This window comes from Actinoplanes sp. NPDC049668 (genome assembly GCF_044465445.1).
Taxonomy (GTDB): Bacteria; Actinomycetota; Actinomycetes; order Mycobacteriales; family Micromonosporaceae; genus Actinoplanes.
This window is the reverse complement of the sequence record NZ_JBITLR010000002.1, coordinates 574,498-599,151: the sequence shown is the minus strand read 5'-3', so window position 1 is coordinate 599,151 and position 24,654 is coordinate 574,498. Positions and strand designations below refer to the sequence as shown.

Genomic DNA, 24,654 nt, shown 5'->3' with positions numbered 1-24,654 from the left:
TCAACGGCTGTCGAAGAGTCGCAGCGGGATCGCGTCGGCCATCGCGGCCATGCCCGCGTCGTTGGGGTGCAGGTGGTCGCCGCTGTCGTAGCGCGCGAGCATGCGCGCCGGCTGCGCCGGATCCCGCACGGCCCGGTCGAAGTCGATGACGCCGTCGTACTCGCCGCTCGTGCGGATCCACCGGTTGGCCGCGACCCGCTTGGCCTCGCCGGCCTCGCTGTAGTAGCCGGGGATGGTGGTGTCCTGGAACGGCGTCATGGTGGCGCCGAAGATCAGCAGGCCGCGCTCGTGCGCGCGGGCGATCAGCTGCCGGTACCCGAAGATCAGGTCGTCGACGGTCACCGCCTCCGACGGCGGCGCGATCGAGCTCGGCTGCCCGATGTCGTTGATGCCGAGCAGCACGATCACGTAGCGGGCCCCGGGCTGGGCGAGCACGTCGCGGTCGAAGCGGCTGAGCGCGCTGTCACCGAAGATCGGCCCGAGGCCGGCGAACGGGCCGTCGGCGAGCGTGTTGCCGTCGTACAGCAGGCGGTTGCCGCCGATGCCCTTGTTGAGCACCCCGAGGCCCCGGCCGCCGAGACGGCCGGCCAGCAGGTCCGGCCAGCGGCGGTTGGCGTCGATCGTGGTGATCGCGCCGTCGGTGATGGAGTCGCCGAACGCGACGACGGAGGCCGCTCCGCGCGATGCGGCGACGCTGACGCCGGAGATGAAGTACCAGGACGTCGAGGTCGTGGCGCCGGTCAGGGTGCGCGCGCGGGTGACGTTGCCGGCGGCGAGGTAGTTGGTCTGGAAGGCGGACCCGTGCTGGGTCGCGGCGGCGGTCCGCCCCGGCAGGTAGACGCTCACCACCAGATCGGATCCGGCGGGTACGGCCAGCGTCACGGCATCGCTGAGCGCGGGCGCGCCGGGCGGGACGCGCACCGAGGAGCGCCCGCCGAAGGTGAGCGCGCGGTCCGTGCCGGCGACGGTCTCCGCACCGGCGGCGCGCCGGGCGACGCGCGCCTCGCCGATGACGAGCGGCTCGGTGCCGTACTCGTTGGAAAGGCGCACCCGCAGCGACCGGCCCGCGACGCTGACATGCACGATCTGGCGCAGGGTCTGGTCCTCGAACGTGACCGCCGGCACCGGCGGGGTCGCCGCGCCGGTCACCCCCGTGCTCCACGTGCCGGTCCAGGAGGCCGGCCGCTCGCCGGACGCGACGGCCGGGCCGGTGAGCGCGAGCAGCGCGGCGCCGAAGGCGGCGACGGCGGCGCTGAACAGCCGCCTCGATCTGGTGGTGGTGGTTGATGCAGCCATCGACGACCTCCGCGATCCGCTGGCGATTCCACCAGCCCAGCGCAGACCCGGCCGCCTGTCAAGAAATCGACGCGGGTCCTCCGGCTAGGGTCGGTCGGTGATCACCGAACCCGACCTGACCCACCGCGCCGAGGGCGGCCACGACATTCCGCTGCTGGTCTGGCGCCTGCCCGAGCCGGTGATCGCGATCTCGTCGGCGGTGCTCGGCGGCGGGATCGGGCCCTGCGGCTGGCTGGTCAACGCGAGCGTGCCGATGTCGTACGACCGGGGCGACCCGGCCGCGCACCTGCGCGAGATCGCCGCCGGGCTCGGGCTCTCCGGTCCCGGCGTCGGCCTGCTCACCGGCGTCGACGTCGCCGACGTGGTGGCGACCGGCGACGGCGAGGTGCGGCTCTGGGCCACTGTCGGCCTCGGCGCGCCGATCCAGGCCGCGGCCGCCGACGGCCCGCGCGCGCCGCACGCCGGCACGGTCAACATCGTGGCCTGGGTGCCGCGGCGGCTGAGCGACGGCGCCCTGGTGAACGCGGTCGCCACCCTCACCGAGGCCAAGACGCAGGCGATCCGCGAGCTGGGCCTGGCCGCCACCGGCACCGCCACCGACGCGGTCGCCGTGCTCTGCCCGCGCACCGGCCCGGCGGCGGACTACGCCGGCCCGCGCTCGCTGTGGGGAGAGCGGCTGGCCCGCGCCGCCCACCGGGCCGTCCTCGACGGCGGCGCGGTCAACCTGTCGGGCGTGCAGTCCTGGTCCGAGCGGCAGGCCACCGGCTGACGCCGGGATCGCGCAACTCGCCGCGCCGGACGCCGGCCCGGGATTAATCTTGGCCGGTGACTCTCTCCAGGCGTCTGGGCGCCGAGTTCATCGGCACCTTCTGGCTGGTGCTGGGTGGATGCGGCGCCGCGGTGCTGGCCGCGACGGTCCCCGGTGGCGGCATCGGGATGCTCGGCGTCGCGCTGGCCTTCGGCCTCACCGTGCTGACCATGGCGTACGCCTTCGGGCACATCTCCGGCGGGCACTTCAACCCGGCGGTCACGGTCGGGCTGTGGCTCGGCCGGCGCACGCCCGGGCGCGACGTGGTGCCGTACATCGTCACCCAGGTGGCGGCGGCGATCGTCGCGTCGGCCGTGCTGTGGGTGATCGCCTCCGGCCAGGCGGGCTTCAGCGCCTCGGAGAGCGGATTCGCCACCAACGGGTACGGCGAGCACTCGCCCGGCGGGTACACCCTGGCCTCCGCGGCCGTCGCCGAGCTGGTGATGACCGCGCTGTTCCTGATGGTCATCCTCGGCGCGACCGACCGGCGCGCGCCCAAGGGCATGGGCCCGCTCGCGATCGGCCTGTGCCTGACCCTCATCCACCTGGTCATCATTCCGGTCACCAACACCTCGGTGAACCCGGCGCGCTCGACCGGCCCGGCGTTGTTCGTCGGCGGCTGGGCGCTCGCCCAGCTCTGGCTGTTCTGGCTGGCCCCGATGGTGGGCGGCGTGGTCGCCGGGCTCGGCTACCGCTACGTGGCGGGCGAGGAGGGCGCCGAGGGGATCGCCGAGGAGGCGCAGGACACGGCGGCGGCCGAGACGTCCGTGGGAGACCTGCCCGGGCGGCACCCGGCCGCCGAGGAGCTCCGGCGGCGCAGGCAGGTCACTCGACGCGGATGAGGCGGGCTCCGGGCCCCTGCCGCGACGATGCAACGATGCAGGCAACTGAGACTTCGGCCCGAGGCGTCCTCATCGCCACCTGCCTGTCCACCCTGGTGGTCAACGCGAACACGTCCGCGGTCAGCATCCTGCTCCCGGCGATCAGCACCGACACCGGCATGTCGGTGACCACCCTGCAGTGGGCCGTGACCGGCTACTCGCTGGTCGGCGCCGCGACCATCGTGACCTCCGGCTCGCTCGGCGACGTCTTCGGCCGCCGGCGCATCTTCCAGTACGGCCTGCTGCTCTTCATCGCGTCCTGCGTGCTGATCGCGCTCTCCGACTCGGGCGGCATGGTCATCCTCGGCCGCGCGATACAGGGCGCCTCGGGCGCGACGATCCTGGCCTGCGGGCTCAGCCTGCTCTCGGTGGCCACCCGCGGCGCCGCGCAGCTGCGGGCCGTCTCGTACTGGGGCGCGGCCGCGGCGGTCGGCGCCGCCGCCGGCCCGCTGCTCGGCGGCGTCCTGGTCGAGCTGGCCAGCTGGCAGGCGCTGTTCTGGGTGGACGCCGGCGTCGCCGGGGTGTGCATGGCGCTGACGGCCGCCACCGTCGCCGAGTCGCGCGACCCCGGCCGGTCCCGCTCGATCGACATCGCCGGGAGCCTGCTGGTCGCGCTCACCCTCATGCCGTTCGTGCTCGCGCTGAGCAAGGGCGGCGACTGGGGCTGGACGTCGGTGGCCACCCTGGGCAGCCTGGCCCTGGCCGTCGCCGCAGGCTTCGCCTTCGTGGCCGTGGAGAGCCGGGTCGCCGTACCCATGCTCGACCTGTCGCTGCTGCGCAACCGGATCCTGGTCGCCTCCACCATCGCCATCCTCATCGGAGCCGGCACCATCAACGGCCTGATGTACCTGGTCAGCCTCTACTTCCAGGACCCGCAGACGCTCGGGTTCAGCCCGCTGCAGGCCGGCCTGGCAACCCTGCCGGCCACCGCCGGCCTCGTCGCGGTCGCCGCCTTCGTGCCGCGCCTCGCGGCCCGCTTCGGCGGCCGCCAGGTCGTCGCCGCCGGCTTCGCGATCACCGCCGCCGGCTTCGCGGCGATCGGCCTGGTCGAGTCCTCCTGGAAGTACGCGGCCTTCGTCCTGCCCCTGGTCGCCGTCGCCCTCGGCATGGGCCTCTCGAACGGCCCCGCCTCGTCCGCCGCGACGGCCTCGGTCGAGCCGGCCCAGGTCGGCGCTGCCTCGGGCGTCTCCAACATGGCCCGCTACGTCGGCGCGGCCGTGGCGACGGCACTCGCCGCGACGATCTACGGCACCGTGATCGCGGACCGCACCGCCCAGGGCGAACCGGGCGCCGACGCGCTCGCCGCGGGCCTGTCGGCCGCCGCCTGGACGATGGCGGCGATCAGCCTCCTCGGCGTCGCGATGGCCGTGGCCATGGGCCGGCACCGCGCCGCCCACGGCACCCTGGCCGACTCGGCGGCGGCCGCCGGCGCCCACGTACACACCCTCCCGACCTCGGCGACGCCCACCGGGCCGGCGCCCGCCACCCCGTGACCGGCTGCCGACCTGGCGCGGGGCCCGACGGGCCGCTGCTCGGCGGCGGCGGTTCCGGATTCCGGAGACCGGACGGCACGGTCATCGTGCAGGCCGGTGCCGCCCCGGGTGAGCTGGTCGTCGCGGACCTGCCAGGGTGAGGATGGCGCTCTGTCAGAGGTAGTTGACGCCGGTCAGTTCTCCGGCCGTTGTCCAGAGCCGTTCGCCGACGGCTGGATCGGCCGCCTCCCGGCTGATCCGGGCCTCGGCGACCTGGCCCCGGGTTTCCCAGAGCCGGGACGGGCCGAAGAACTGGCCGCCCCGCACACCGGGCTCGGTAGCGGCGCGCAACTGCGGTAGCGCGCCCTGCTCCACCGGCTGGGTGGCCAGCAGGCCGGCCAACCCGATCCACCGCCCGAGCCGGCCACGGTGCTCCCAGGCACGTGGAGTCAGGTTGGTGCGGGTGAGACCGGGGTGGGCCAGCGCGCTGACGATCGGCGAGCCGGCGGCGCGCAGGCGTCGGTCCAGTTCGATGCCGAAGATCGTGGTGGCGAGCTTGGACCGGCCGTAGGCGCGCGCCGCCCGGTAGTCACGCTCGAACATGACGTCGTCGAAATCGAGATGCGCGTTCCTGTGGGTGATCGAACTGAGACTGACCACCCGGGATTCCCGCGCCGCGGCCAGGTTGGCGAGCAGCAGGCCGGTCAGCGCGAAATGGCCCAGCATGTTGGTGGCGAGTTGCAGCTCGAAACCGTCGGTGGAGACGCGGCGCGGGCCGAGCAGCACCACGCCGGCGTTGTTGATCAGTACGTCGATCGCCGGGTGGTCGACGGCCAGCTTCGCCGCGAACGCGCGTACCGAGGCGAGCGAGGCCAGGTCCAGCTCGCGCACCTCGACGTCGCCGCCGATCCGGCGGGCGGCGTCCTCGCCGGCCGCGGTGTTGCGGACGGCGAGCACGACGCGGGCGCCGTGGCGGGCCAGTTCGGTGGCGGTGACCAGGCCGAGGCCCGAGTTCGCGCCGGTCACGACGGCGACCCGGCCCCGCTGGTCGGGGATGCGGTCGGCGGTCCATCCGGTCATCAGCTACTCCTGGCAGTGTCGGGGCGGTAAGACCGACGACGCTAGGAGCAACGCGAGCCGGTTCGGTCGTACCCGGTTGCCTAGGAATGTGGGACCTACCTCGGGTGCCCGGCGAGGCGGCACACTTGCGGAATGACCCATCCGTACGCCCGCGAGCTCGGTGACTTCCTGCGCGCCCGGCGCGGCCGGCTGCAGCCGCACGACGTCGGCCTGGAGCCGGGCGGCCGGCGCAAGGTCACCGGCCTGCGACGCGAGGAGCTGGCCCTGCTCGCCGGGCTGAGCACCGACTACTACCAGCGGATGGAGCAGGGCCGGGAGGTACGCCCGTCCGACGACGTCCTGGACGCGCTCGCCGCCGCGCTCGGCCTCGACGACGAGGAACGCCGGCACCTTTTCACCCTGGCTCACGCCGCCCGCCGGCCGATGCCCGCCCGGATGGGCCACGAGCCGGAACAGGTCCCCGACAGCACGCGGAGACTGCTGCGGGTGATGGACACCCCGGCGGTCGTGCTCGGCCGGCACCTCGACCTGCTCGACTGGAACCCGATGGCGCGGGCTCTGCTCGGCGACCCGGACGCCTACTCGCCCGACCGGCTCAACATGCTCCTGCTGATGTTCGATGACACGCGGACCGGTGAGCGAGGCTGCCCGGACTGGGAGCGCCAAGCCCTGGACTACATCGGCATGATGCGCACCGCCGTCGCCACCGACCCGACCCATCCTCGCGCCACCGCGATCGTCGGTGAGCTGAGCATCCGCAGCGCCGAGTTCCGTCGGCTGTGGTCCCGGCACGACGTACGCGTGTCGGTCAGCGGCACCAAGACCTTCCGGGTGCCCGAGATCGGCGACGTCGTCCTGGACTGGGACACCTATCCGTTGCCCGGCAACCCCGGCCCGGTAATGCTGGTCTTCACCGCCGAGCCGGGCAGCGCCGACGCGGACCGGCTGCAGCTCCTGGCGTCGTTGCACGCGACCCGCTTGATCAGCTGAAGACCTCTGCCGCTGTCATCGCGCGCCGTGGCCCACGCGGGGGAAGAACGAAGTGAATCGGGAGGAGCACGTCCACCGTCAGCCGGACTGGCAGATCCACCACACCGCGTTGCTCGACGCGGCAGAGGCAGACGCACTGGGAGACCGGTGAGCGGGCGGGCCCGCCCGGGCCCGCCCGCTGCTCGTCACCGGCAGCGCCACACGACCGCCTGGATCGTGCCCGTCGCGTCGTCCGACTGTCCGCCGATCGTGCGCCCGTCGTCGCTCACCGAGCTCGCGATGTTGCCCAGCCCGTTCGGCTCGTGTGCGGCCAGATCCGGCAGCACCACGGTCCGGTCGGCGACCAGCACCGCGCGACCCTGCCGGTCCGTGCCGACCTGCCAGCCGTGCGCGTTCACCGCGGTGGCGCCCATCGTCAGGTCGGCGAACACCCGCGCTTCGCCGGTGCGGACATTCCAGCGCACCGCGGCCGACACGGAGGCCTCGCCGGCCGCCTTGCTCCTGGCGTCACCCTTGGCACCGGCGCCGCCGGCGGCCACCCCGGTCGCCCAGCCGTTGCGGATGGCGAAGACGTGGCCGGTCGTGGCCGGCTTGCCGTCCAGGACCGGCATCGGCAGCTCGCGGTGGGTGCCGTCCGGGAACCAGACGTACGGCCGCCGGCCCACGCTGCCGGCCACCGTCCCGTCCTCGTCGATGTCGGCGGCGGTCGCCTCCGACGCGCCGGCGGGCACCGGCAGCCGCCTCGGCTCCGCCGTCGCCGACGGCCAGAGCAGCGCGGCCCGGTCGTCGTCGCCGACGATCACCCCGGCGTCGTTGATCGCGTACGCCGATCCGTGCGCCACCCCCGGCAGCTTCGACACCTCGCCGTCGCGGTAGACGAACGGGACCGGCCCGCCGGACGTGTAGCTCCAGCCGACGGCCGTGCCCGCCGAGTTGACGTCCGGCAGCGACTCCTCGAGGTCGCCGGGGAGCATCACCTTGCGGACCTTGCCGTCGTGCCAGATCACCGCCTGGTAGCCGCCGGCCTTCGGATACGTGCGCCCGACCAGGTACCGGCCGGTGTTGTCGCCGCCGGTGACCAGCGCCATCGGCTCCTTGTCCGGCACGGGCAGCCGGCCGAGGGTGCAGCCGGTCGGTGCGGCGGGCGCGACGCTGGGCGCCGCGCCGGTCGCCGGGTGTTCGGGGGCGTCGCGGCCGACCACCCCCGCCGCGAACGACGTGCCGGCGACGGCGATCGCGGTCACCGCCGCGGCGCCACCGTAGCCGGCGGCGCGTCGGGCGCGCAGCCTGCGCCGCCCGTCGGCGACGGCGCGCCGGACGTCCACCGTGGACGGCGTACGCGGCTCGTCGTCGAGCTGTCGCAGCAATTCGAATTCGGACGGCATCATCGGCTCCTCGATCCCTGATTGGTGAATCCCGCGAGCTCCGTCTCGCCCAGCAGGCGTCGCAGCGTGGCCAGCCCGCGGGAGGTCTGGCTCTTGACCGTGCCCGCGGAACAGCCGAGCGTCGCGGCCACCTCGTCGACCGGCAGGTCGTAGTAGAACCGCAGCACCAGCACGGCCTGCTGCCGGCGGGGCACCCGGGCCAGCGCCGCCCGCAGGACGTGACGGTCCTCGACGCCGGTGTCCCCGGCCCGCGCCGGCCGCTCGGGTGTCTCGCGCAGCAGCCGGACCCGGGCCCACGCCAGCCGCCGCTCGTCGAGATACGTGCGGACCAGCATGGTCCGCACGTATCCGTCGAGGTGGGTGGCGGTGCGCGCGCGCCGCCACTTCACGAACAGCGTGGTGATCGTCTGCTGCACCAGGTCGTCGGCGCGGTGCTCGTCCCCGGCCAGGAGGTATGCCAGCCGCCGCAGCGCGGGGATCCGCGCCGTGACGTACTCGACGTACTCCTCTTGCGAACCGTCCCGCATCCCGCCGCCGCCCTCCGTTGGGTCATCACCCCTCAGACGGGCCCGGCCGGCCGTCCGGTTGTCAACACCGGCGGATGTGACACGCCCGCGGTCTGTCTGCCGCGGCGTGGATCTGTCAGCCTGGACGGAGCGTGTGACTCCGGGGGTTGTGGTGTACCAGTACTCCGCTCGGCAGACCAGGCACGAGACCGCGTCCGAAGTGGAGGCGCGGCAGGAGAGCGACGTCCCGCCCGACCTCAGGGCCGAGCGGCCCGTTCCGCGGTCCGGCCTCGCCCGTTACCTGCTGTCCCGCGCCGAGGCGAAACGCCCGGCGGCGCCGGAGCGCACCCGAGCCCGCAGAGCCGGGGGGCCGGCAGCGTCCGCGGCCGAGGACCCGCGGATCTTCCTGCTGGAGCGGATGCTGCCGCCGGAGGTGTGGGCCGAGGCGGGCGCGAAGGGTGAGACCCGGCCCCGGCGGACCTACCCGATCCGCTGGCCCGGATCGTCGAGACCCGCCCGGGTACGGCCGGAGTTCCACGGCGTCGGCGTCCTGCAGGCCGCCACCCACGCGCACGGCCGGATCGACAGCCGGGGCCTCGGCCTGATGTTCCCGCCGCACACCGTGCACGCCCGCGACTCGACGTCGGTGGTGGTCGGCGACAACTGCGAGCTCACCCAGGTCGACCACGTGCACGTCCGGCAGGCGGTCGTGGCGCAGGACGACGCGCTGCGGTCCACCCGGGTCCGCGACATCGTCGCCCGGGCCGAACCCGGCCAGGACAACGCCCGGGTCGTGCGCGACCTGCGCGCGGCGCTGAACGACCTGGTGGAGCGCCCCGAGGAGGCCGGGCCGACGACGATGTCCCGGCGGATCCGCGCGGACTGCGTGGCGTCCATCCACCGGGCGGCGACGGTACAGCTCGGCGACGACGCCCTGACCCGCCTCGACTCCCGCTACGTGGTGGAGCGCACGGTCGTACCGGCGGGCGCGCTGCTCGCCGACAGCGAGGACCTGGCGCGCCGCTACGTCGACCTCTCGGCCGGCGCCCGCGACGATCCCGGCGTGATGGCCGCGTTCCTCGGCGACCTGGTCGGCGCCGCCGGCAACGCCACGGACGAGAACGTGCTCGGCTACGCCGACGGGCTGCCGGAGCAGCGCGCCTCCGTGCTCGGGCTGTTCGGGCTGGTCACGGTGGACCAGGCCACCAGCGTCATGATCGGCGTCGGCAACCGGCTGCACACCGAGCTGGACCTGCATCCCGCCGCGTTCAAGCCCGAGGAGGACATCAGGCGCGGCGTCGAGCGGCACCGCGCGCGCCGGCCGCCGCGGCCGGACCGCACCGACGGGGCGGAACCCGACCCGGCCTGGTGGTCCCGATGAGGTTCTGGCTGACCGCCGCCGGATGCGCCCTCGGATTCGTGCTCGCCGGCGTCTTCTTCGCCACGCGCGGTTCGCTCGGCGAGGCCGACCAGTACGCCAGCGTCGGCAGCTTCCTGCTGGCGCTGGCCACGCTCGCCGGGACCGCGCTGATCGCCGCGCGCCGGCGCGCGCCCGAGCGGTCCGAGGACGACCCGGGCGGCGGTGCCACCGGCAGCCGGATCCGGATCGGAAAGATCGAGAACGTGGGCCACCTCGCGGTCGGCGACCACAACACGACCCACGTCCACCAGGACGGCACCGGCGAAGTACCGCGCCGCAGGAGGTGAGCGCCTACAGCGCGCCGACGAACTCCTCCTGGTGGTGCCAGCTCGTCCGCAGCAGGTCGGCGGCCTCGGCGAGCGGGACGAACCGGCAGTGGATCCGCAGGCCGGTGTCCCAGGCGCCGTCGTCGCCGACCATCGTGTGTGTCCAGGCGTCGCGCGGCTCGTCGGTGGCCAGGTGGAAGTAGATGCTGATGCGCGGGTCGCCGGTGTTGTAGGTGCCCTGCTGCACGCCGACGACGCCGCGCAGCTCGAGGCCGCCCCGGATGCCGGTCTCCTCGACGGCCTCCCGCAGGGCGGCGGCGTCGGGCCGTTCGCCGGGCTCGACCCCGCCGCCGGGCAGGTGCGTGCCGGCGTCCGGCGCGGAGGGATAGTCGAACACCAGGAGTTCCCGCCCCCTCGGGCCGCTCCTGGTGATGTACGAGGCGGCTCGCACGCGCGCAACGGCAGTCATGCCGCACGATATCCCTCCGCGCCCGGCCGTCAGGGGCCGACGGTCGCCGCCGCGCGGGTGACGGCGGAGCGGGCGGCCGGCAGGGCGCGGTCCCGATCGGCCGGGACGAGGCCGATCCGGGTGCGCCGGTCGAGCAGGTCGTCCTCGTCGAGCGCGCCCTCCCGGAGCAGGCCCCACAGCAGCTCGGCCCCGGTCACCGCGACGCCGGCGGCGACGGGCTCGGCCAGCGCGGGGTCGTCGGCCGCCAGGGCCGCGACGTCCGGCGCCTCGGTGCCGTAGCGGGCGACCAGCCGGGCCGGCGCCGGAATCCGGGCCAGCCGCTCCGGCGGCGCGGCGCCGACCAGGGGCAGCCGGGCCGTGCGGCAGCGACCCACCGGCAGGCCGTTGGCGCTCAGCGCGGCGTCGACCGCGTCGCGGGCCATCCGCCGGTACGTGGTCAGCTTCCCGCCGACGATCGTGGTGACCCCGCCGGGCGAGGTGCGTACGGCGTGCCGGCGGGACAGGTCGGCGGTGCTGTCGGCCGCGCCGGCCAGCAGGGGGCGCAGCCCCGCGAACGCGCCGACCACGTCCGCCTCGGACGGTGCCGGGTCGACGGCGGTGGCGAGCACGTCGAGCAGGAAGCCGCGCTCGGCCGGGCTGGGCTCGGGCACGTCGGGCACCGGGCCGTCGACGGGCTCGTCGGTCAGCCCGAGGTAGACGCGGCCGTCGCTCTGGGGGAGCGCGAAGACGAACCGGCTGGTCTCGTCGGGTACCGGGATGGTGAGCGCGGCGGTCTGCGCGCCGAGGGCGCCCGGGCGCAGGACGAGGTGGGTGCCGCGGGACGGGCGCAGCCGTACGCCGGGATCGAGCTGGTCCGCCCACACGCCGGTGGCGTTGACGACGGCGCGGGCGCGGAGCCGGTGTTCCTGGCCGGTGCGGGTGTCGACGACGGTGGCGCCGCCGCCGTGCAGCTCGGTGACGCGGCACCGGGTGATGACGCGGGCGCCGTGCCCGGCGGCGGTGCGGGCGAGCGCGATCACGAGCCGCGCGTCGTCGATCAGCTGGCCGTCCCAGCCGATCAGGCCGCCGCGGAGCCCGGCGCGGCGCACGGCGGGCACCAGCCGGTGCACCTCGGTCGGGGTGATCCGGCGCGAGCGCGGCAGCCGGCGGGCGGGCGTGCCGGCGGCGGCGCGCAGCGCGTCGCCGGCCAGGAAGCCGGCGCGGGTCACGGCGGCCCGGGCGCCGGAGATCAGCGGGGTCAGCGGCAGAACCGAGGGCAGCGGGTTGACCAGGTGCGGTGCGACCCGGCGCAGCAGGATGTCGCGCTCGACCGCGCTCTCATACGCCAGCCCGACGTGCCCGCCGGCCAGGTAGCGCAGGCCGCCGTGCACCAGTTTGGAGCTCCACCGGGAGGTGCCGAAGGCGAGGTCGTGCGCGTCGACGGCGGCGACGGTGAGCCCGCGAGACGCGGCGTCGAGGGCGACGCCGGCCCCGGTGACGCCGAGCCCGACGACGAGCAGGTCGACGACGTCACCGGCGGCCATCGCGGCCAGCTCCCGGTCGCGGCGCGCGGCGTTGAGCGCGGTGCCGCTCATGCCATCACCTCCGCTGGCGCTCCGGCGATGACAAGAGCTCGGGACTGAGTTGATGATTCGCTCGCAAGCTCGCTCATGGCGCGAGGTAACGGTCGAGGAGCAGGCGCAGCTCGGCGTCGAGGTCGGCCTCGGTGATCCCGTCGGTCATCGTGGCGGCCGAGATGACGAAGCCGTGCAGGGCGAGCAGCACGGCGCGGCCGAGCAGTTCGGCGGGCCCGGCGCGCACCGAGCCGTCGGCGTGGCCCTCGCCGATGAGCTCCTCCAGCCCGGCGAGCATCCGGTCCTGGCTGGTGCCGCGCCGGTCCACCAGGTACGGCAGCAGCACCTCGGGGTCCAGCTCGACGATGCGGCGGAACACCGGGTGCTCGCGCAGCTGCCGGGCGCCGGTGGCCAGGCCGTCGACGAGCCGGTGCCGCGCGTGCTCGCCGTCGGCGTCGGCCTGGGCGCGCAGCGCGAGCTCGCTCCACTCGCGGGTCATCAGGTCGCCGACCAGCGACGCCATGTCGGGCCAGCGGCGGTACATGGTCATCCGGGAGACGCCGGCGCGGCGGGCGACGTCGGTGAGCGTGGTGCGCCGCAGCCCGACGGCGAGAACGCAGTCCCGGGCGGCGTCGAGCAGCGCATCTTCGGTCGTACGCCGCTCAGGGGTGTTACGACTGGACGTCATGTGTCACAGTGTAACCCATGAATGACCTGCATGACGTGGCCCGATGGGGCGACCCCGCCGACGCCCTGACGCTGCCGCCCGGCGTCGCCGCCCTGCTCGGCAACGCGCTGGGCGTCAAGGAGCCCCGGCCGGCCGCGCACGCCGCCGTGCTGCCCCGCGCCGCCCTCGACGCCGCGGTGCTGGACGACCTGCGCGCCGCCTGCCCGCGGGTGGACACCGACGACGCCGCCCGGCTGGCGCACGCCGCCGGCAAGTCCACCGAGGACCTGCTGCGGCTGCGCGCGGGCGACGCGCCCGGCGCGCCGGACGCGGTGGCCCGGCCCGGCGGCCACGACGAGGTCGCGGCGCTGCTCGCGGCCTGCGCGCGGCACCGCGTCGCGGTCGTGCCGTTCGGCGGCGGCACCTCGGTGGTCGGCGGCCTCGCCGCCGACCGCGCGGGCTACGCCGGCGTGCTCGCCCTCGACCTCGCCGGCCTCGGCCGGCTGCTGCGGCTCGACCCGGTCTCGCGCACCGCGACGTTCGAGGCCGGGGTGCGCGCGCCGGCCGCCGAGCGGCTGCTGGCCGCCGAGGGCCTCACGCTCGGCCACTTCCCGCAGTCCTTCGAGTACGCGAGCCTCGGCGGCTTCGCCGCCACCCGCTCCAGCGGCCAGGCCTCCGCCGGCTACGGCCGCTTCGACCGGATGGTGGTCGGGCTGCGCGCGGCCACTGCTATCGGCACCCTCGACGTCGGCCGGGCGCCGGAGTCCGCCGCCGGCCCCGACCTGCGGCAGCTGCTGCTCGGCTCCGAGGGCGTCTTCGGCGTCGTCACCGAGCTGACGCTGCGGGTGCGCCCGGCGCCGGCCGCGCGCCGCTACGCCGGCTGGACGTTCCCGTCCTTCGCCGACGGCGCCCGCGCGCTGCGGGCGCTGGCACAGGACGGCCCGCTGCCGACCGTCCTGCGGCTCTCCGACGAGACCGAGACCGCGATCAACGCGGCCACCGGAAGCGGCCCGGACGCCGACGGCGGCTGCCTGGCCGTCGTCGGATTCGAGGGTACGCAGGCAGACGTGTCCGACCGCGCCGACGCCGCGTACCGGCGGCTGACCGAGCTCGGCGGCACGTCGCTCGGCGAGGCGCCGGGCGAGCAGTGGCGCGCCGGGCGGTTCCGGGCGCCGTACCTGCGCGACGCGCTGCTCGACGCCGGCGCGCTCGCCGAGACGCTGGAGACCGCGACGTTCTGGGACCGGCTGCCCGAGACCTACGCCGCGGTGCGCGACGCGCTCGTCGAGACGCTCGCCGCCGCGGGGACGCCGCCGCTCGTGCTCTGCCACATCTCGCACGTCTACGAGACCGGCGCGTCGCTCTACTTCACCGTGGTCGCGGCGCAGGCGCCGGACCCGGTCGCGCAATGGCGCGCGGCGAAGGCGGCGGCGAGCGACGCGATCGCCGCCACCGGCGCGACGATCACCCACCATCACGGCGTCGGCCGCGACCACCGGCCCTGGTACGGCCGCGAGATCGGCCCGGTCGGCGCCGCCGCCCTGCGCGGGGTCAAGGCCGCGCTCGACCCGCAGGGGATCCTCAATCCCGGGATCCTGCTGCCGTGAGCCGCGAAGCCTTCACCGCGGTGGTGAACCCCGCGGCCGGGTCGGGTGCCGCGGCCGGCCGGATCACCCGCCTGGCCCGGGAGCTGCGCGAGGGCGGCGCCGCGGTGACGGTCCGGTACAGCCGCGGCCTGGCACACGCCACCGACCTGGCCGCCGAGGCCGCCGCCCTGGGCCACGCCGTGCTGGCCGCCGGCGGCGACGGACTGGCCGGTGCGGTCGCCGCCGGGCTGGCCGGCACCGGGGCCGAGCTGGCGGTCATCCCGGCCGGGCGCGGCAACGACCTGTCCCGCGCCGTGCCGCTGCCGAGCGACCCGGCCGAGGCCGCCGCCGCGCTGCGCACGCTGCCCAGCGCCCCGGTCGACGTGGCGGAGGCCGGCGGCCGGGTCGTCGTCGGCAGCGTCTACGCGGGCATCGACGCCGCCGCCAACGATCTCGCGAACCGCCGCCGGCTGCCCCGGCGCCCGGTCGCCTACCAGCTCGCCGCGCTCGCCGTCGCGGTCCGGTGGCGGCCGGTCGGCTACACGCTGACCGTCGACGGCGAGACCGTGCGGCTGTCCGGGCACACCGTCGTCGTCGCCAACGCGCCCTGGTACGGCGGCGGCCTGCGGGTCGCGCCGAACGCCCGCCTCGACGACGGCCTGCTCGACCTGGTCATCGTGGGTGCGCTGCCGCGGTACCGGATGGTGAGCGTGCTCGCCGCGCTGCGCCGCGGCGCACACGTCGGCCTGCCCGGCATCGAGACCCGGCGGGTCCGGCAGGTCACCGTCGCGGCCGACCGGCCGCTGCCCGTGTACGCCGACGGCGAGCCGCTCGGCCGCGCACCCGTCACCGTCCGGGTGCGACCGTCCGCCCTGCGGCTGATCGGCGTACCCCGGGCCGCCGCGTCGCCCTGACGGCGGGGGCAAGGAAACGGCCCGGCCGCCGGCACGGTAGGTGCCGGTGCCGGGCCGTCCTCAGGCCACGGGCGCGGTTACTGGGGAATCCACTGCTGCCAGGTGGTGCGGTGCGAGTCCAGCCAGCGCTTCGCGGCGGCGTCACGGGACAGCTTCTTGACCGTGATGTCGCGGGCGACCGCGTTCTGGTCGTCGTTGGTCCAGCGGAAGTTCTTGATCAGGTCGGCGGCCGGGCTGCCGGAGTCGACGAAGGCCTTCCGAGCGATCTTGTCGAGGTCGTACGGCTGGTAGTCGCAGGCCACCGTCTCCGGATCGGAGTCGCAGCCCGGCTTGTACAGCGGCAGCGGGATGTGCACCAGCTTGATCTCCGACAGCAGCCACTGCGGCGTGTAGAAGTAGCCGATCAACGGCTTCCGCTCGGCCTCGGCCTTCTTGAACTCGGCGATCAGCGCGTCCTCGCTGCCCGCGTAGACCACGGAGAAGTCGAGGTCCAGGTTCTTGATCAGGGAGGCGTCGTTGGTCACGAACGACGGGTCGCCGCCGAGCAGCTGGCCCTTGCCCTCGGACTTGTCCGTCTTGAACATGTCGGCGAAGTCGTTGAGGTTCTTCCACTTCGTGATGTTCGGGTACTCCTTGGCCATCCACGGCGGAACGTACCAGCCGATGACGCCCTTGTTGCCGGTCAGGCCCTGCTCGACGGCGACCTTCTTGTCGTCGATGTAGGTCTTCTTCAGGTCGTCGTGGCCCCAGTTCTCCAGGATGACGTCGATCTTGCCGCTGGCCAGGCCCTCCCACGACTCGTCCTCGGTCAGGTCCGTCTCCACCACCTTGCAGCCCAGCTCCTGCTTGAGCAGGTAGCTGACCACCGCGACGTTCGCCGCGTAGCCCACCCAGGGGTTGACGGCGATCTGGACGGTGCCGCAGGGCGCGCGCTCCACGCCGGGCGGCGCGGTGATGGCGGCCGACGAGTCACCGCAGGCGGCCAGCGCCACCACGCTCAGCAGCGCCGCCAGCCGGCGCGTTCCGTTCAGCATCGAAGTCCGTTTCTGCTTGGTTGCGCCTACCACGTGGGCACCGGCCGCTCGCGGCTCAGGCGCTTGGCCAGGACCTCCTCGGTCAGGGCGACCAGGATCTCCTTCACCGACTCGCGCTGTCGCGCGTCGCACTCCAGGATCGGCACGTCCGGTCCGATGCCCAGCGCGTCGCGGACCTCCTCGAGGTCGAAGCGCTGGCTGCGGTCGAACGTGTTGACCCCGATGAGGAATGGGATCTCATGTTCTTCGAAATAGTCGACAGCGGCGAAGCAGTCCTCGATCCGACGGGTGTCGAGCAGCACGATGGCGCCGAGCGCGCCGTCGACCAGGTCGTCCCAGAGGAAGGCGAAGCGGTCCTGGCCGGGCGTGCCGAACAGGTACAGCAGCAGCGCGTCGTCGAGGGTGATGCGGCCGAAGTCGAGCGCGACGGTCGTGGTGGTCTTGGAGGCCACCGCGGAGGTGTCGTCGATGCCGATCGACCGCTCGGTCATCTCGGCCTCGGTCACCAGCGGCTCGATCTCGGAGATCGCGCCGACGAAGGTGGTCTTGCCGACGCCGAAGCCGCCACTGATGACGATTTTGACCGCCACCGGCGGCAGGGGCGCCGGCACCGGTTCACTAGAGCGCCCGTACACGATCCCTGATCCTTTCGATCAATGCGATGGGAAGTTCACCGAGCTGCTCCTCGACCCGGACGTAGCCGTCGGTCACCAGGTCGGCGACGATCACCCTGATCACGCCGAGCGGCACGCCGATGGCGACGGCCAGGTCGGCGATCGACATCGGCGCCTGGCAGAGCTCGACGATCCGGCGCGACTCGAAGCGCAGCGGAGCCGACAGCGCCGCGGGGGAGGCGTGCAGCAGCGTCTCGATGCGCAGCCCGTCGTGCAGCGGGCGGGTCCGACCGCCGGTGAGCATGAACGGGCGAACCACGAGCTCGTCGCCGGGTTCCGCGTCGCGTGGCCGCCCCGGCGCCGGCGGCGTCCAGGCGGGCGGCGGCTGCGAACCGGTGTAGGGGCTCATGCGGGGGTCCGGGCCCCACTCCCGCCGGTGGCTCATCGGGGTAGGTACTGCCGGGACTCGGATATCAGCGCCGGGGTGAGCAGGGCGCCGAACCGGTCGGCCAACAGGGAGATCTCGTAGCCGACCAGGCCGACGTCGCTGTCACCGCCGGCCACCACCCCGAGGCAGCTGCCGCCCGCGATGACCGAGACCAGCAGGAAGCCGCGCCGCATCTCGATCATGATGAGCTTGAGGCCGTCGAAGTCGTAGCGACGCGACGCGCTGCGCGCGACGCTGGCCAGGCTGGAGACGATCGCCGCGAGGTGGTCGGCCTCGGCCCGGCTCAACCCGTCCGAACTGGCGATCAGCAGGCCGTCCGAGGACACCGCGACCGCGTCGCGGACCCCGTCTGTCTGGTGGACGAAGTTGCCCAGCAACCAATTGAACTGGTGCCGGTCGGCAGACGTGTCGACGCTCATGAGGCTTCTTTCGACCTAGGGGCGGGGTGGGGGGTCACGGTCGATCGGCGGGTTCGTTGCTGCCGCGCTGCACGCCACTGCGGAACGCGGTCAGCCGGGCACGAACCTCCTCGGGGGAGTCGCCGACGGGTGCCGGGCGCTCCGCGGTGCGGGTGGGTGCCGCCCCGCGGTCGGCGCCGGGCTTGCCGGCCTTGCGCGTACCGGGGGTGCGGCGGCGCAGGCCGTTGGGGGTTCGATCGGCGTCGTCGGGCGGCGGTGCGAAGGTGTACATGTCCATGTCCATGGCGAGGTTCGACGAGGCCATCGCCGCCTCGTACCGGGCGGACGAGGAGTTGCCGGCCGACTCGGCCGGCTGCGTCCGCACGGCGGGGCTGCCGGCGGCGGTGACGTACTCGATGGTCGTCGGCCGGATGCGGCCGTCGGAGGACGGCGCCGGCGGCTCGATGGGCGGCATCGTCAGCACCTGGGTGATCGCCGGGTCGGACGACTCGAGGGCACGCGGGCGCTCGGCGGCCTGCACCTGCTCCGGCGCCGGGGGAGACTGCCGGCTCGGCGCGGCCACCTGCTGCGGGTGGGCGAGCATCGACGGCGGCAGCACGATGCGTGCCGTCACGCCGGTCACCGGCGACGGCGCGAGCTGCACGTCGATGCCCATCTCGATGGCCAGCCGGCCGACCACGTAGTGGCCGAGGAAGCGGGTCGGCGCGGTGATGAAGTCGCCCTCGCCGCGCAGGCGCTGGTTGGCCAGCTCGAGATCGGCGTGGCTCATGCCGATGCCCTGGTCGGTGATGGCGATCAGGTAGTTCTCGCCGATGCGGCGGCCCTGGATCTCGACGTCGACGTCCGGCGGCGAGAAGGACAGGCCGTTCTCCACCAGCTCGGCGAGCATGTGCGCGATGCCGCTGACGACCGCGCCGGCGACCAGGGTCTCGTCGACCCGGCGCAGCTGGACGCGCCGGTACTCCTCGACCTCGGAGACGGCGGCGCGGATGACGTCGGCGATCGGCAGCGGCTCCGACCACTGCCGCGGGCTGGCCGCGCCGACCAGGACCAGCAGGCTCTCCGCGTTCCGGCGCATGCGGGTGGCGAGGTGGTCGAGCTCGAACAGGTTCGCCAGGCCCGTCGGGTCCGACTCCTCACGCTCGAGGCTGGTGATGAAGCCCAGCTGGCGGCGCAGCAGGTTCTGGTTGCGCCGGCCCAGGTTGGCCAGCGACTCGGTGGTGCTGCGCCGCAGCATCGCCTGCTCGGTCGCCAGTGAGTAGGCGGTGGCCTGCACCCGGTCGAGGGCGTCGGCGACGAGGCGGATCTCGTCGCTGGCGCCGGCCGGGATCCGGATGGGCGGCGGCGCGGCGTCGCCGTCGCCGGCGGTGGCCCGGCGGACCGCCTCCGGCAGCTGCTCGCCGGCCAGCCGGTTGGCCTCGCCGGCGAGGGTCGCCAGCGGCCGGGCGATCGAGCGGGATGCGACGGTGGCCAGGTAGACCGAGCCGGCGAAGCACAGGATCACGGTGGCGATCAGCAGGCCCATCCGGGTGCTGGCCTGGTCCTGCAGGGTCGCGGCGCGGGCCTGGATGACCGAGCCGACGTGCTGCTGCAGCTGTCGCAGGTCGTCCAGCACGGTGGTCTGCGAGGACCACCAGGACTGCGGGTTGACCTGCAGGTTGCGCCCGTCGCCGGAGTTCAGCGCGACCTCTTCGAAGTACGCGGCGGTCTGCGCGGCGCCGGTGTTGAAGACGTAGTCGCGGGCCTTGAGCTGGGTGTCCGTCGCGTAGCGGGCGAACGTGGCCAGGGCCGCGTCCTCGGCCGAGCGCATGGTGACGAACTGGAGGAACTCGTTGCCCTTGAAGCCGCTGGCGGAGAAGACGCCGTTGAGGAACGCGCGCTTCTGCGCGGTGCTCTCCTTGGCGTCCCCCAGCGCCTCGAGCGCCGAGACGCCGCGGCGCAGGTCCGGGTCGGCGGAGCTGTCGAGGCCGTAGTCGACGTTGCTCAGCTCGGCGATGCGGCCGGTGTAGAAGGTGAAGGTCGGCGCGCGGTCGGCGGCGCCCGCGTCGGTGCCGGCCCGGACGCCGGCCAGGCCGTCGAGCTGCCGTACGGCGGTGGCCACGCGATCCTGCGCGACGCCGCCGGAGGAGATCAGGTCCTCCACCTTGGCGCGCTGCTCGTCGACGCGCTTGCGCGCCGGCACGAGCTCGGCCTTGAAGCCGACGTTGCCGCCGAGCAGGCCGGCCGTGAGACCACGCTCGGTCTGCAGCTCCTGTACCAGGTCCTGCACGGCGAGCACGAGGGTGACGGCGCGCGCGGAGGCGGCGGCCGTGCGGTAGTTGTCGACCTCGATGACGGTGATGACACCGAGCAGGACGAGGACGGCGACGACGGGTAGCGTGAGGGTTCGTACGACGCGGCGGCGGATGGTGCCGCCGGTGCCGGCCGAAACGGGGCCGGTCGCGACGTTGCCGGTCGCGACGGCGCCGTCGTGGCCGGGGGTGCGGGGTCGGGGGATTCTCATCGGATTACCGCCGCCTTTGGAGTGGTGCGGCGGCGGTGGCGCCGGGTCCGAACCGGATGCCGATCTCGATCGGGCCTGCGGCCGGACGACTCCCTGCGGACACGCAAACTCTCCTTGGCCTTGGGGGCGGCTTGGCCTTGCCGTGGCTTTCCGGACCATATCGATGAGCGGACCGGTAGTCCACGATGTACTAGGAACCAAAGCAAAAACTACTCAGTTCGCGTAGCGACGCGGGGCGAACTGTCAGGTTTGTCGATGGCTGAGGCTTCATTTGATCATCGCCCGGGGGGATCATGCTGCCGCCGGAAGATTTCGATCAGATGTCGATTCCGGGGCGGATCCGAGATCGGCGTCCGGCCGGGAATTGTCAGGAAGGTGTGAAGTGGACGTCGACCATCGCACGACGCCCGAACGGGCGCCGCGCGATGATCTACGAAGGGTCTGTCAGGCGGCCGCGGGGATCCAGGGCTTCCAGGTGGCCTCGTGTTCCTTGACCCACTTCTCGCCGGCTGCTTCGGCGGTCATGCCCTGGTTGGTGATGTAGTCGGAGACCAGGTTCTGGTCCTCGTTGGTCCACTGGAAGTTCTTGACCAGCTGGTACGCCGTGCTGTTCGTGTCGGCGAACTTCTTGCTGGCGATCTTGTCGAGGGTGTAGTCGGGGTAGTCGCAGGCGACCTTCTTGGGGTCGGCGTCGCAGCCCGCGGTGTACGGCGGCAGCTTGACCCGCACGTACTTCTCCTTGGCGAACAGCCACTGCGGCTCGTAGAAGTAGAACAGCAGCGGCTTCTTCTGCGCGGTGGCCTGCTGTGCGGCCTTGATGATCGCGGCCTCGCTGCCGGAGAAGACCACCTCGTAGTTGAGCTTGAGGTTGCTCACCAGGGCGGCGTCGTTGGTGACGAACGAGGGGTCGCCGTCGAGGAGCTGGCCCTTGCCCTTGGACTCGGAGGTCTTGAACAGGTCCGCGTACTTGTTCAGGTTCTTGTAGTCGGTGATGTCCGGGTACTTGTCGACCATCCACTGGGGCACGTACCAGCCGATGACGCCCTTGTTGCCGGTCGGCCCGACCTCGACCGCGGTCTTCTTCTCCTGGACGTAGGTCTTCTTCAGGTCGTCGTGTCCCCAGTTCTCGAGGATGACGTCGACCTCACCGGTTTCGAAGCCCTGCCAGGAGATTTCCTCTTTGAGGTTCTTCTTGTCGACGGTGTAGCCGAGTTCGTGTTCGAGCAGGTATCCGACGACGGCCGCGTTGGCCTCGTAGCCGACCCAGGGGTTGACGGCGATTTTCACGGTGCCTTTGGAGCCGGCGGCGGGTTTGTCGTCGGTGCCGGCGTCTGAGGTGGCGCCGCTGCAACCGGCGATACTCAACGTCAGGGCGGCGACGGCCGCGGTAAGCCGATATTTCATGGGGTGGATCCCTCGCAGAGTGAAGCGGGCAGCGTGAAAGCTAGAGGTGGGGTGGGTCCGATGGCTGAGTACTCACAGCCGCCGAGTTGCCGCCATAGATTGGTTCTTATCGCCACAGTGGTCAATGCCGCGGCGAGAGTTTAACCAGAGTGCAATAAGTGTTAACGCGGCGTAGTCGGCGGCCCGATCGGGCCGGCGCCGGGGTGGAGCTGAGAGTTTCGCCTGCGCAGCGGCTCGGCGGCAACCTACGATTTCGGTGCAATGGGCAGATTGGTATGCCCCTGTCCGGCACGGACCGTTGCGTGTGGTGCGATCCACACGAGAAGGTCAGGGCCACGCCAACGGAGGTGCCTTGTGGATTCGCCCCGGACCCTGGCCGGACTCAGCGCACTGCTGCTCGCCACCGCACTCGTGCCGAACCCGGCGTCGGCCGTGCCCGCCGAACCCGCGCCGGCCGCGCACTCGACGAGAGACTTCGGCAACGGCGCCGAGCGCAACGAGGTCGCCGCGACCACCGCCGAGGCGAGCGCCGCCGCAGCGCGGTCCGCGCCGCTCGGCGCGCCGCCGGACAGCCGCTGGACGCCGCCGCCGCGCCGGGGCTACCCGCGGCAGACCGAGCTGCGCGTCTACCCCGACAACCCCGCCGACAAGTCGATCAAGCTCGGGCTCGTTCCGTACCATGGGATCGCGCCGAGGTTGAACGCGCTGCAGGCGGCCTCCGACCGGGTCTCCGCCGAGGTGATCGGGCACTCCGCCCTCGGCCGCGAGCTGTACCTGGTCACCGTGACCGCGCCGGAGTCCGCCGCCGAGGCCGCCCGGCAGGACCGCTGGCGCGCGCTGATCGAGGACGACCCGGGCGCCGCCCGGCGCGACCGGGCGCTGCGTCGCGGCTACAAGACGCCAGTGTGGATCAACGCGAACATCCACGGCGACGAGTGGGAGGGCACCGACGGCGCCCTGCGCGTCATCGAGCGGCTCGCCGGCGCGACCGACACCGCGACCCGGCGCCTGCTGGAGCGCACCCGGCTGTACGTGACCGTGACCAACAACCCCGACGGGCGGATCGCCGGCACCCGCGCCAACGGCGCCGGCTTCGACATCAACCGCGACCAGGCGACCAACTCGCAGCCGGAGTCGCGGGCCACGCGTGACGTCGTCATCGCGACCCAGCCGTTCGTGATGCTCGACGAGCACGGCTACACCGGCACCACCCTGATCGAGCCGGCGACGCCGCCGCACGGCCAGAACTACGAATACGACCTCTACATCAAGCACGCGCTGGCGAACGCCGAGGGCATGGAGGCCGCGATCCAGCGGCTCGGCCACCCCGAGACGGCGCGGGCCGACATCCCGTTCCGCGACTTCGAGCCGGGCGACTGGGACGACTGGCCGCCGGTCTTCACCCCGATGTACGCGATCTACCAGGGCGCCGTCGGGCACACGGTGGAGATTCCCCTCGCGGTCAACCACGGTGAGTACGACACGCTGCCGGTCGAGGAGCTGCGCCGCCGCGCGGGGGTCAACACCGACGTCGCCGCGGCGACCATCGAGGCCGCGATCGGCTACGCCGACGAGCACCGCGCGGCCCTGCTCGCCGACCAGATCGAGCAGTTCCGCCGGGGCTGGGCCGGTGCGCCGTCGCCGGAGATCCCGGACGGCTTCGTGCCCGGGTTCGGCCCCGAGGACCGCTTCTCGACCCGGTTCCCGCGCGCGTACGTCATCCCGGTCGGCGCCGCGCAGCGTTCCCCGGCCGCCGCGGCCCGGCTCGTCGACCACCTGGTCGCCAACGATGTGCGGGTGACGCGGGCCCGGCACGGCTTCGCCCTCGCCGGCCGGCACTACCGCGCCGGCTCCTACGTGGTCGACATGCACCAGCCCAAGCGCGGCCTGGCCAACGCCCTGCTCGAGGCCGGCCGCGACATCTCGGCGCTGGTGCCGCAGATGTACGACATCTCGGGCTGGAGCAACCGGCTGCTCTGGGGCGCCTCGGTCGACATCAGCGCGACGGCCGCGCCGCGGGTGGCCACCGCCCGCGTCACCGCGGCGTCGCCGACCGGCGCCGTCACCGCCGCGCGGGGCCGCGACCTGGCCCTGACCCTGCGCGACGGCGCCGACGTGCGCGCCGTCAACGCCCTGCTCGGCCTCGGCGTCGAGCTGCGCCGGACCGACGCGGCCACCGTCGTGGTCCCGGCCGGCGCGCGCCGCGAGGCCGAGGTCGTCGCTTTCCGGTACGGGGTACGCCTCACCGCCGCGCCGCGCGGAACCACGGGCACCCCGCTCACGGCCCCGGTGCTCGCCGCCGCGGTCTCGGCCGACGAGCTGTTCGCGCTGCGCGAGATGGGCTTCGAGGTCCGTCCCGTCTCGACGGCCCTGCTCAACGCGGGCGCGGAACTGTCCGACGCCGACACCCTCGTGGTCTCCTCCGGCCTGGTGTACGCCCAGCTCAACGCGGCCGCCAAGGCCGAGGTCGACGAGCTGCTCGCCCGCGGCGGCGTGGTGACCCGGGGCCGCACCGGCGCGGCCTTCAACGCGGCGGCCGGGCTGCTGCCGGCGACCGCGGTGACCGGCCGCACCGACGCCAACGGGGTGGTCGCGGTGCGCAACACCGGACCGGTCGTCGGCGTGGGCTCGCCGCCGCACTCCTTCGCCTTCTCGCCGCTCTGGTTCACCGGCACCGGCTTCACGGTCGAGCAGCGTTACGCCGCCGACCCGCTGGTCGCCGGGCACTGGCTGCCGACGTCGCCGGGCGCCGGCGGCCCGGAGCAGGCGGCGGGCCAGGCCGCGGTGATCTCGGGCGCGACGGCCCGGGGCGGCCGGGCGGTCATGTTCGGCACCGAACCGCTGTTCCGGGCGCATCCCAAGGGCCTCTACGCCGAGTTCGCCCGGGCCCTGTTCTGGACGGCCTCCTAGCCCCCGGTCGGGCACCCTGCGCGGGACGC

General features: G+C 73.7%; 22 protein-coding genes. 9 read left to right on the top strand and 13 right to left on the bottom strand.

The window, feature by feature from the left end:
• Nucleotides 1-1,296 carry an SGNH/GDSL hydrolase family protein gene (locus tag ACIBSW_RS09685; RefSeq protein WP_354722730.1) on the bottom strand — a complete coding sequence of 432 codons (1,296 nt, stop codon included), beginning with the start codon at nucleotides 1,294-1,296 and terminating at the stop codon, nucleotides 1-3.
• A gap of 97 nt (nucleotides 1,297-1,393) precedes the next feature.
• Here ACIBSW_RS09685 and ACIBSW_RS09680 point away from each other — a divergent pair, with 97 nt between their 5' ends.
• Genes ACIBSW_RS09680 through ACIBSW_RS09670 form a run of 3 tightly spaced genes read left to right on the top strand, consistent with a single transcriptional unit; the run spans nucleotide 1,394 to nucleotide 4,478 of the window.
• Nucleotides 1,394-2,065 carry an adenosylcobinamide amidohydrolase gene (locus ACIBSW_RS09680; RefSeq protein ID WP_354722732.1) on the top strand — a complete coding sequence of 224 codons (672 nt, stop codon included), beginning with the start codon at nucleotides 1,394-1,396 and terminating at the stop codon, nucleotides 2,063-2,065.
• A gap of 56 nt (nucleotides 2,066-2,121) precedes the next feature.
• A complete protein-coding gene (aqpZ, locus tag ACIBSW_RS09675; protein ID WP_354722734.1) occupies nucleotides 2,122-2,946 on the top strand; it encodes an aquaporin Z in 825 nt (274 codons plus the stop codon).
• Nucleotides 2,947-2,981: 35 nt separating this feature from the next.
• A complete protein-coding gene (locus ACIBSW_RS09670; RefSeq protein ID WP_354722736.1) occupies nucleotides 2,982-4,478 on the top strand; it encodes an MFS transporter in 1,497 nt (498 codons plus the stop codon).
• A gap of 153 nt (nucleotides 4,479-4,631) precedes the next feature.
• Here the strand turns inward: ACIBSW_RS09670 and ACIBSW_RS09665 are convergent, their stop codons facing one another.
• Nucleotides 4,632-5,537 carry an oxidoreductase gene (locus tag ACIBSW_RS09665; protein WP_354722738.1) on the bottom strand — a complete coding sequence of 302 codons (906 nt, stop codon included), beginning with the start codon at nucleotides 5,535-5,537 and terminating at the stop codon, nucleotides 4,632-4,634.
• 132 nt (nucleotides 5,538-5,669) lie between these two features.
• On the opposite strand from ACIBSW_RS09665, the gene ACIBSW_RS09660 reads away from it, so the two are divergent.
• Nucleotides 5,670-6,527: a helix-turn-helix transcriptional regulator gene (locus ACIBSW_RS09660; protein ID WP_354722740.1), complete on the top strand. Its 858-nt coding sequence runs from the start codon at nucleotides 5,670-5,672 to the stop codon at nucleotides 6,525-6,527.
• Between the two features lie 185 nt (nucleotides 6,528-6,712).
• Here the strand turns inward: ACIBSW_RS09660 and ACIBSW_RS09655 are convergent, their stop codons facing one another.
• A complete protein-coding gene (locus tag ACIBSW_RS09655) occupies nucleotides 6,713-7,912 on the bottom strand; it encodes a hypothetical protein (RefSeq protein ID WP_354722742.1) in 1,200 nt (399 codons plus the stop codon).
• Complete coding sequence (locus ACIBSW_RS09650; RefSeq protein WP_354722744.1) at nucleotides 7,912-8,439, bottom strand: SigE family RNA polymerase sigma factor; 528 nt, start codon at nucleotides 8,437-8,439, stop codon at nucleotides 7,912-7,914. The genes ACIBSW_RS09655 and ACIBSW_RS09650 overlap by 1 nt, the downstream gene beginning before the upstream one ends.
• A gap of 133 nt (nucleotides 8,440-8,572) precedes the next feature.
• On the opposite strand from ACIBSW_RS09650, the gene ACIBSW_RS09645 reads away from it, so the two are divergent.
• Together ACIBSW_RS09645 and ACIBSW_RS09640 are read left to right on the top strand one after the other, a co-directional pair.
• The gene (locus tag ACIBSW_RS09645) at nucleotides 8,573-9,799 is read left to right on the top strand and encodes a hypothetical protein (RefSeq protein WP_354722746.1); all 1,227 of its coding nucleotides are present in this window, start codon (nucleotides 8,573-8,575) and stop codon (nucleotides 9,797-9,799) included.
• Nucleotides 9,796-10,125, top strand: a complete 330-nt coding sequence (locus ACIBSW_RS09640) for a hypothetical protein (protein ID WP_354722748.1) — start codon at nucleotides 9,796-9,798, stop codon at nucleotides 10,123-10,125. Before ACIBSW_RS09645 ends, ACIBSW_RS09640 begins: the two co-directional genes overlap by 4 nt.
• A 4-nt stretch (nucleotides 10,126-10,129) precedes the next feature.
• On the opposite strand, the gene ACIBSW_RS09635 is transcribed toward ACIBSW_RS09640, so the two are convergent.
• The 3 genes from ACIBSW_RS09635 to ACIBSW_RS09625 all read right to left on the bottom strand — a co-directional run bounded on the left by ACIBSW_RS09635 (nucleotide 10,130) and on the right by ACIBSW_RS09625 (nucleotide 12,814).
• Nucleotides 10,130-10,573, bottom strand: a complete 444-nt coding sequence (locus tag ACIBSW_RS09635) for an NUDIX domain-containing protein (protein WP_354722750.1) — start codon at nucleotides 10,571-10,573, stop codon at nucleotides 10,130-10,132.
• Nucleotides 10,574-10,602: 29 nt separating this feature from the next.
• The gene (locus tag ACIBSW_RS09630; RefSeq protein WP_354722751.1) at nucleotides 10,603-12,147 is read right to left on the bottom strand and encodes a glycerol-3-phosphate dehydrogenase/oxidase; all 1,545 of its coding nucleotides are present in this window, start codon (nucleotides 12,145-12,147) and stop codon (nucleotides 10,603-10,605) included.
• A 73-nt stretch (nucleotides 12,148-12,220) separates the two neighbouring features.
• On the bottom strand, nucleotides 12,221-12,814 hold the full coding sequence (locus ACIBSW_RS09625) for a TetR/AcrR family transcriptional regulator (RefSeq protein WP_354722753.1): 594 nt from the start codon (nucleotides 12,812-12,814) through the stop codon (nucleotides 12,221-12,223).
• 17 nt (nucleotides 12,815-12,831) lie between these two features.
• On the opposite strand from ACIBSW_RS09625, the gene ACIBSW_RS09620 reads away from it, so the two are divergent.
• A complete protein-coding gene (locus ACIBSW_RS09620) occupies nucleotides 12,832-14,400 on the top strand; it encodes an FAD-binding oxidoreductase (RefSeq protein WP_354722755.1) in 1,569 nt (522 codons plus the stop codon).
• Entirely contained in the window at nucleotides 14,397-15,293 is an 897-nt protein-coding gene (locus ACIBSW_RS09615) for a diacylglycerol kinase family protein (protein WP_354722756.1), read from the top strand. Before ACIBSW_RS09620 ends, ACIBSW_RS09615 begins: the two co-directional genes overlap by 4 nt.
• Before the next feature lie 77 nt (nucleotides 15,294-15,370).
• Here ACIBSW_RS09615 and ACIBSW_RS09610 read toward each other — a convergent pair whose 3' ends face one another.
• From ACIBSW_RS09610 to ACIBSW_RS09585, 6 genes are all read right to left on the bottom strand, one after another.
• Complete coding sequence (locus ACIBSW_RS09610) at nucleotides 15,371-16,327, bottom strand: ABC transporter substrate-binding protein (RefSeq protein WP_354722758.1); 957 nt, start codon at nucleotides 16,325-16,327, stop codon at nucleotides 15,371-15,373.
• 26 nt (nucleotides 16,328-16,353) lie between these two features.
• Nucleotides 16,354-16,938 (bottom strand): ATP/GTP-binding protein, encoded by a 585-nt coding sequence (locus tag ACIBSW_RS09605; protein ID WP_354722760.1) that lies wholly within the window; start codon nucleotides 16,936-16,938, stop codon nucleotides 16,354-16,356.
• 7 nt (nucleotides 16,939-16,945) lie between these two features.
• On the bottom strand, nucleotides 16,946-17,350 hold the full coding sequence (locus ACIBSW_RS09600) for a DUF742 domain-containing protein (RefSeq protein WP_354722762.1): 405 nt from the start codon (nucleotides 17,348-17,350) through the stop codon (nucleotides 16,946-16,948).
• Nucleotides 17,351-17,382: 32 nt separating this feature from the next.
• Nucleotides 17,383-17,808 (bottom strand): roadblock/LC7 domain-containing protein, encoded by a 426-nt coding sequence (locus tag ACIBSW_RS09595; protein WP_184992928.1) that lies wholly within the window; start codon nucleotides 17,806-17,808, stop codon nucleotides 17,383-17,385.
• 34 nt (nucleotides 17,809-17,842) lie between these two features.
• On the bottom strand, nucleotides 17,843-20,311 hold the full coding sequence (locus ACIBSW_RS09590) for a nitrate- and nitrite sensing domain-containing protein (protein ID WP_354722764.1): 2,469 nt from the start codon (nucleotides 20,309-20,311) through the stop codon (nucleotides 17,843-17,845).
• Nucleotides 20,312-20,755: 444 nt separating this feature from the next.
• Entirely contained in the window at nucleotides 20,756-21,715 is a 960-nt protein-coding gene (locus ACIBSW_RS09585) for an ABC transporter substrate-binding protein (RefSeq protein WP_354722766.1), read from the bottom strand.
• Nucleotides 21,716-22,069: 354 nt separating this feature from the next.
• Here ACIBSW_RS09585 and ACIBSW_RS09580 point away from each other — a divergent pair, with 354 nt between their 5' ends.
• Nucleotides 22,070-24,625 carry a M14 family zinc carboxypeptidase gene (locus ACIBSW_RS09580; protein ID WP_354722768.1) on the top strand — a complete coding sequence of 852 codons (2,556 nt, stop codon included), beginning with the start codon at nucleotides 22,070-22,072 and terminating at the stop codon, nucleotides 24,623-24,625.
• The last annotated feature ends 29 nt before the right edge of the window (nucleotides 24,626-24,654 follow it).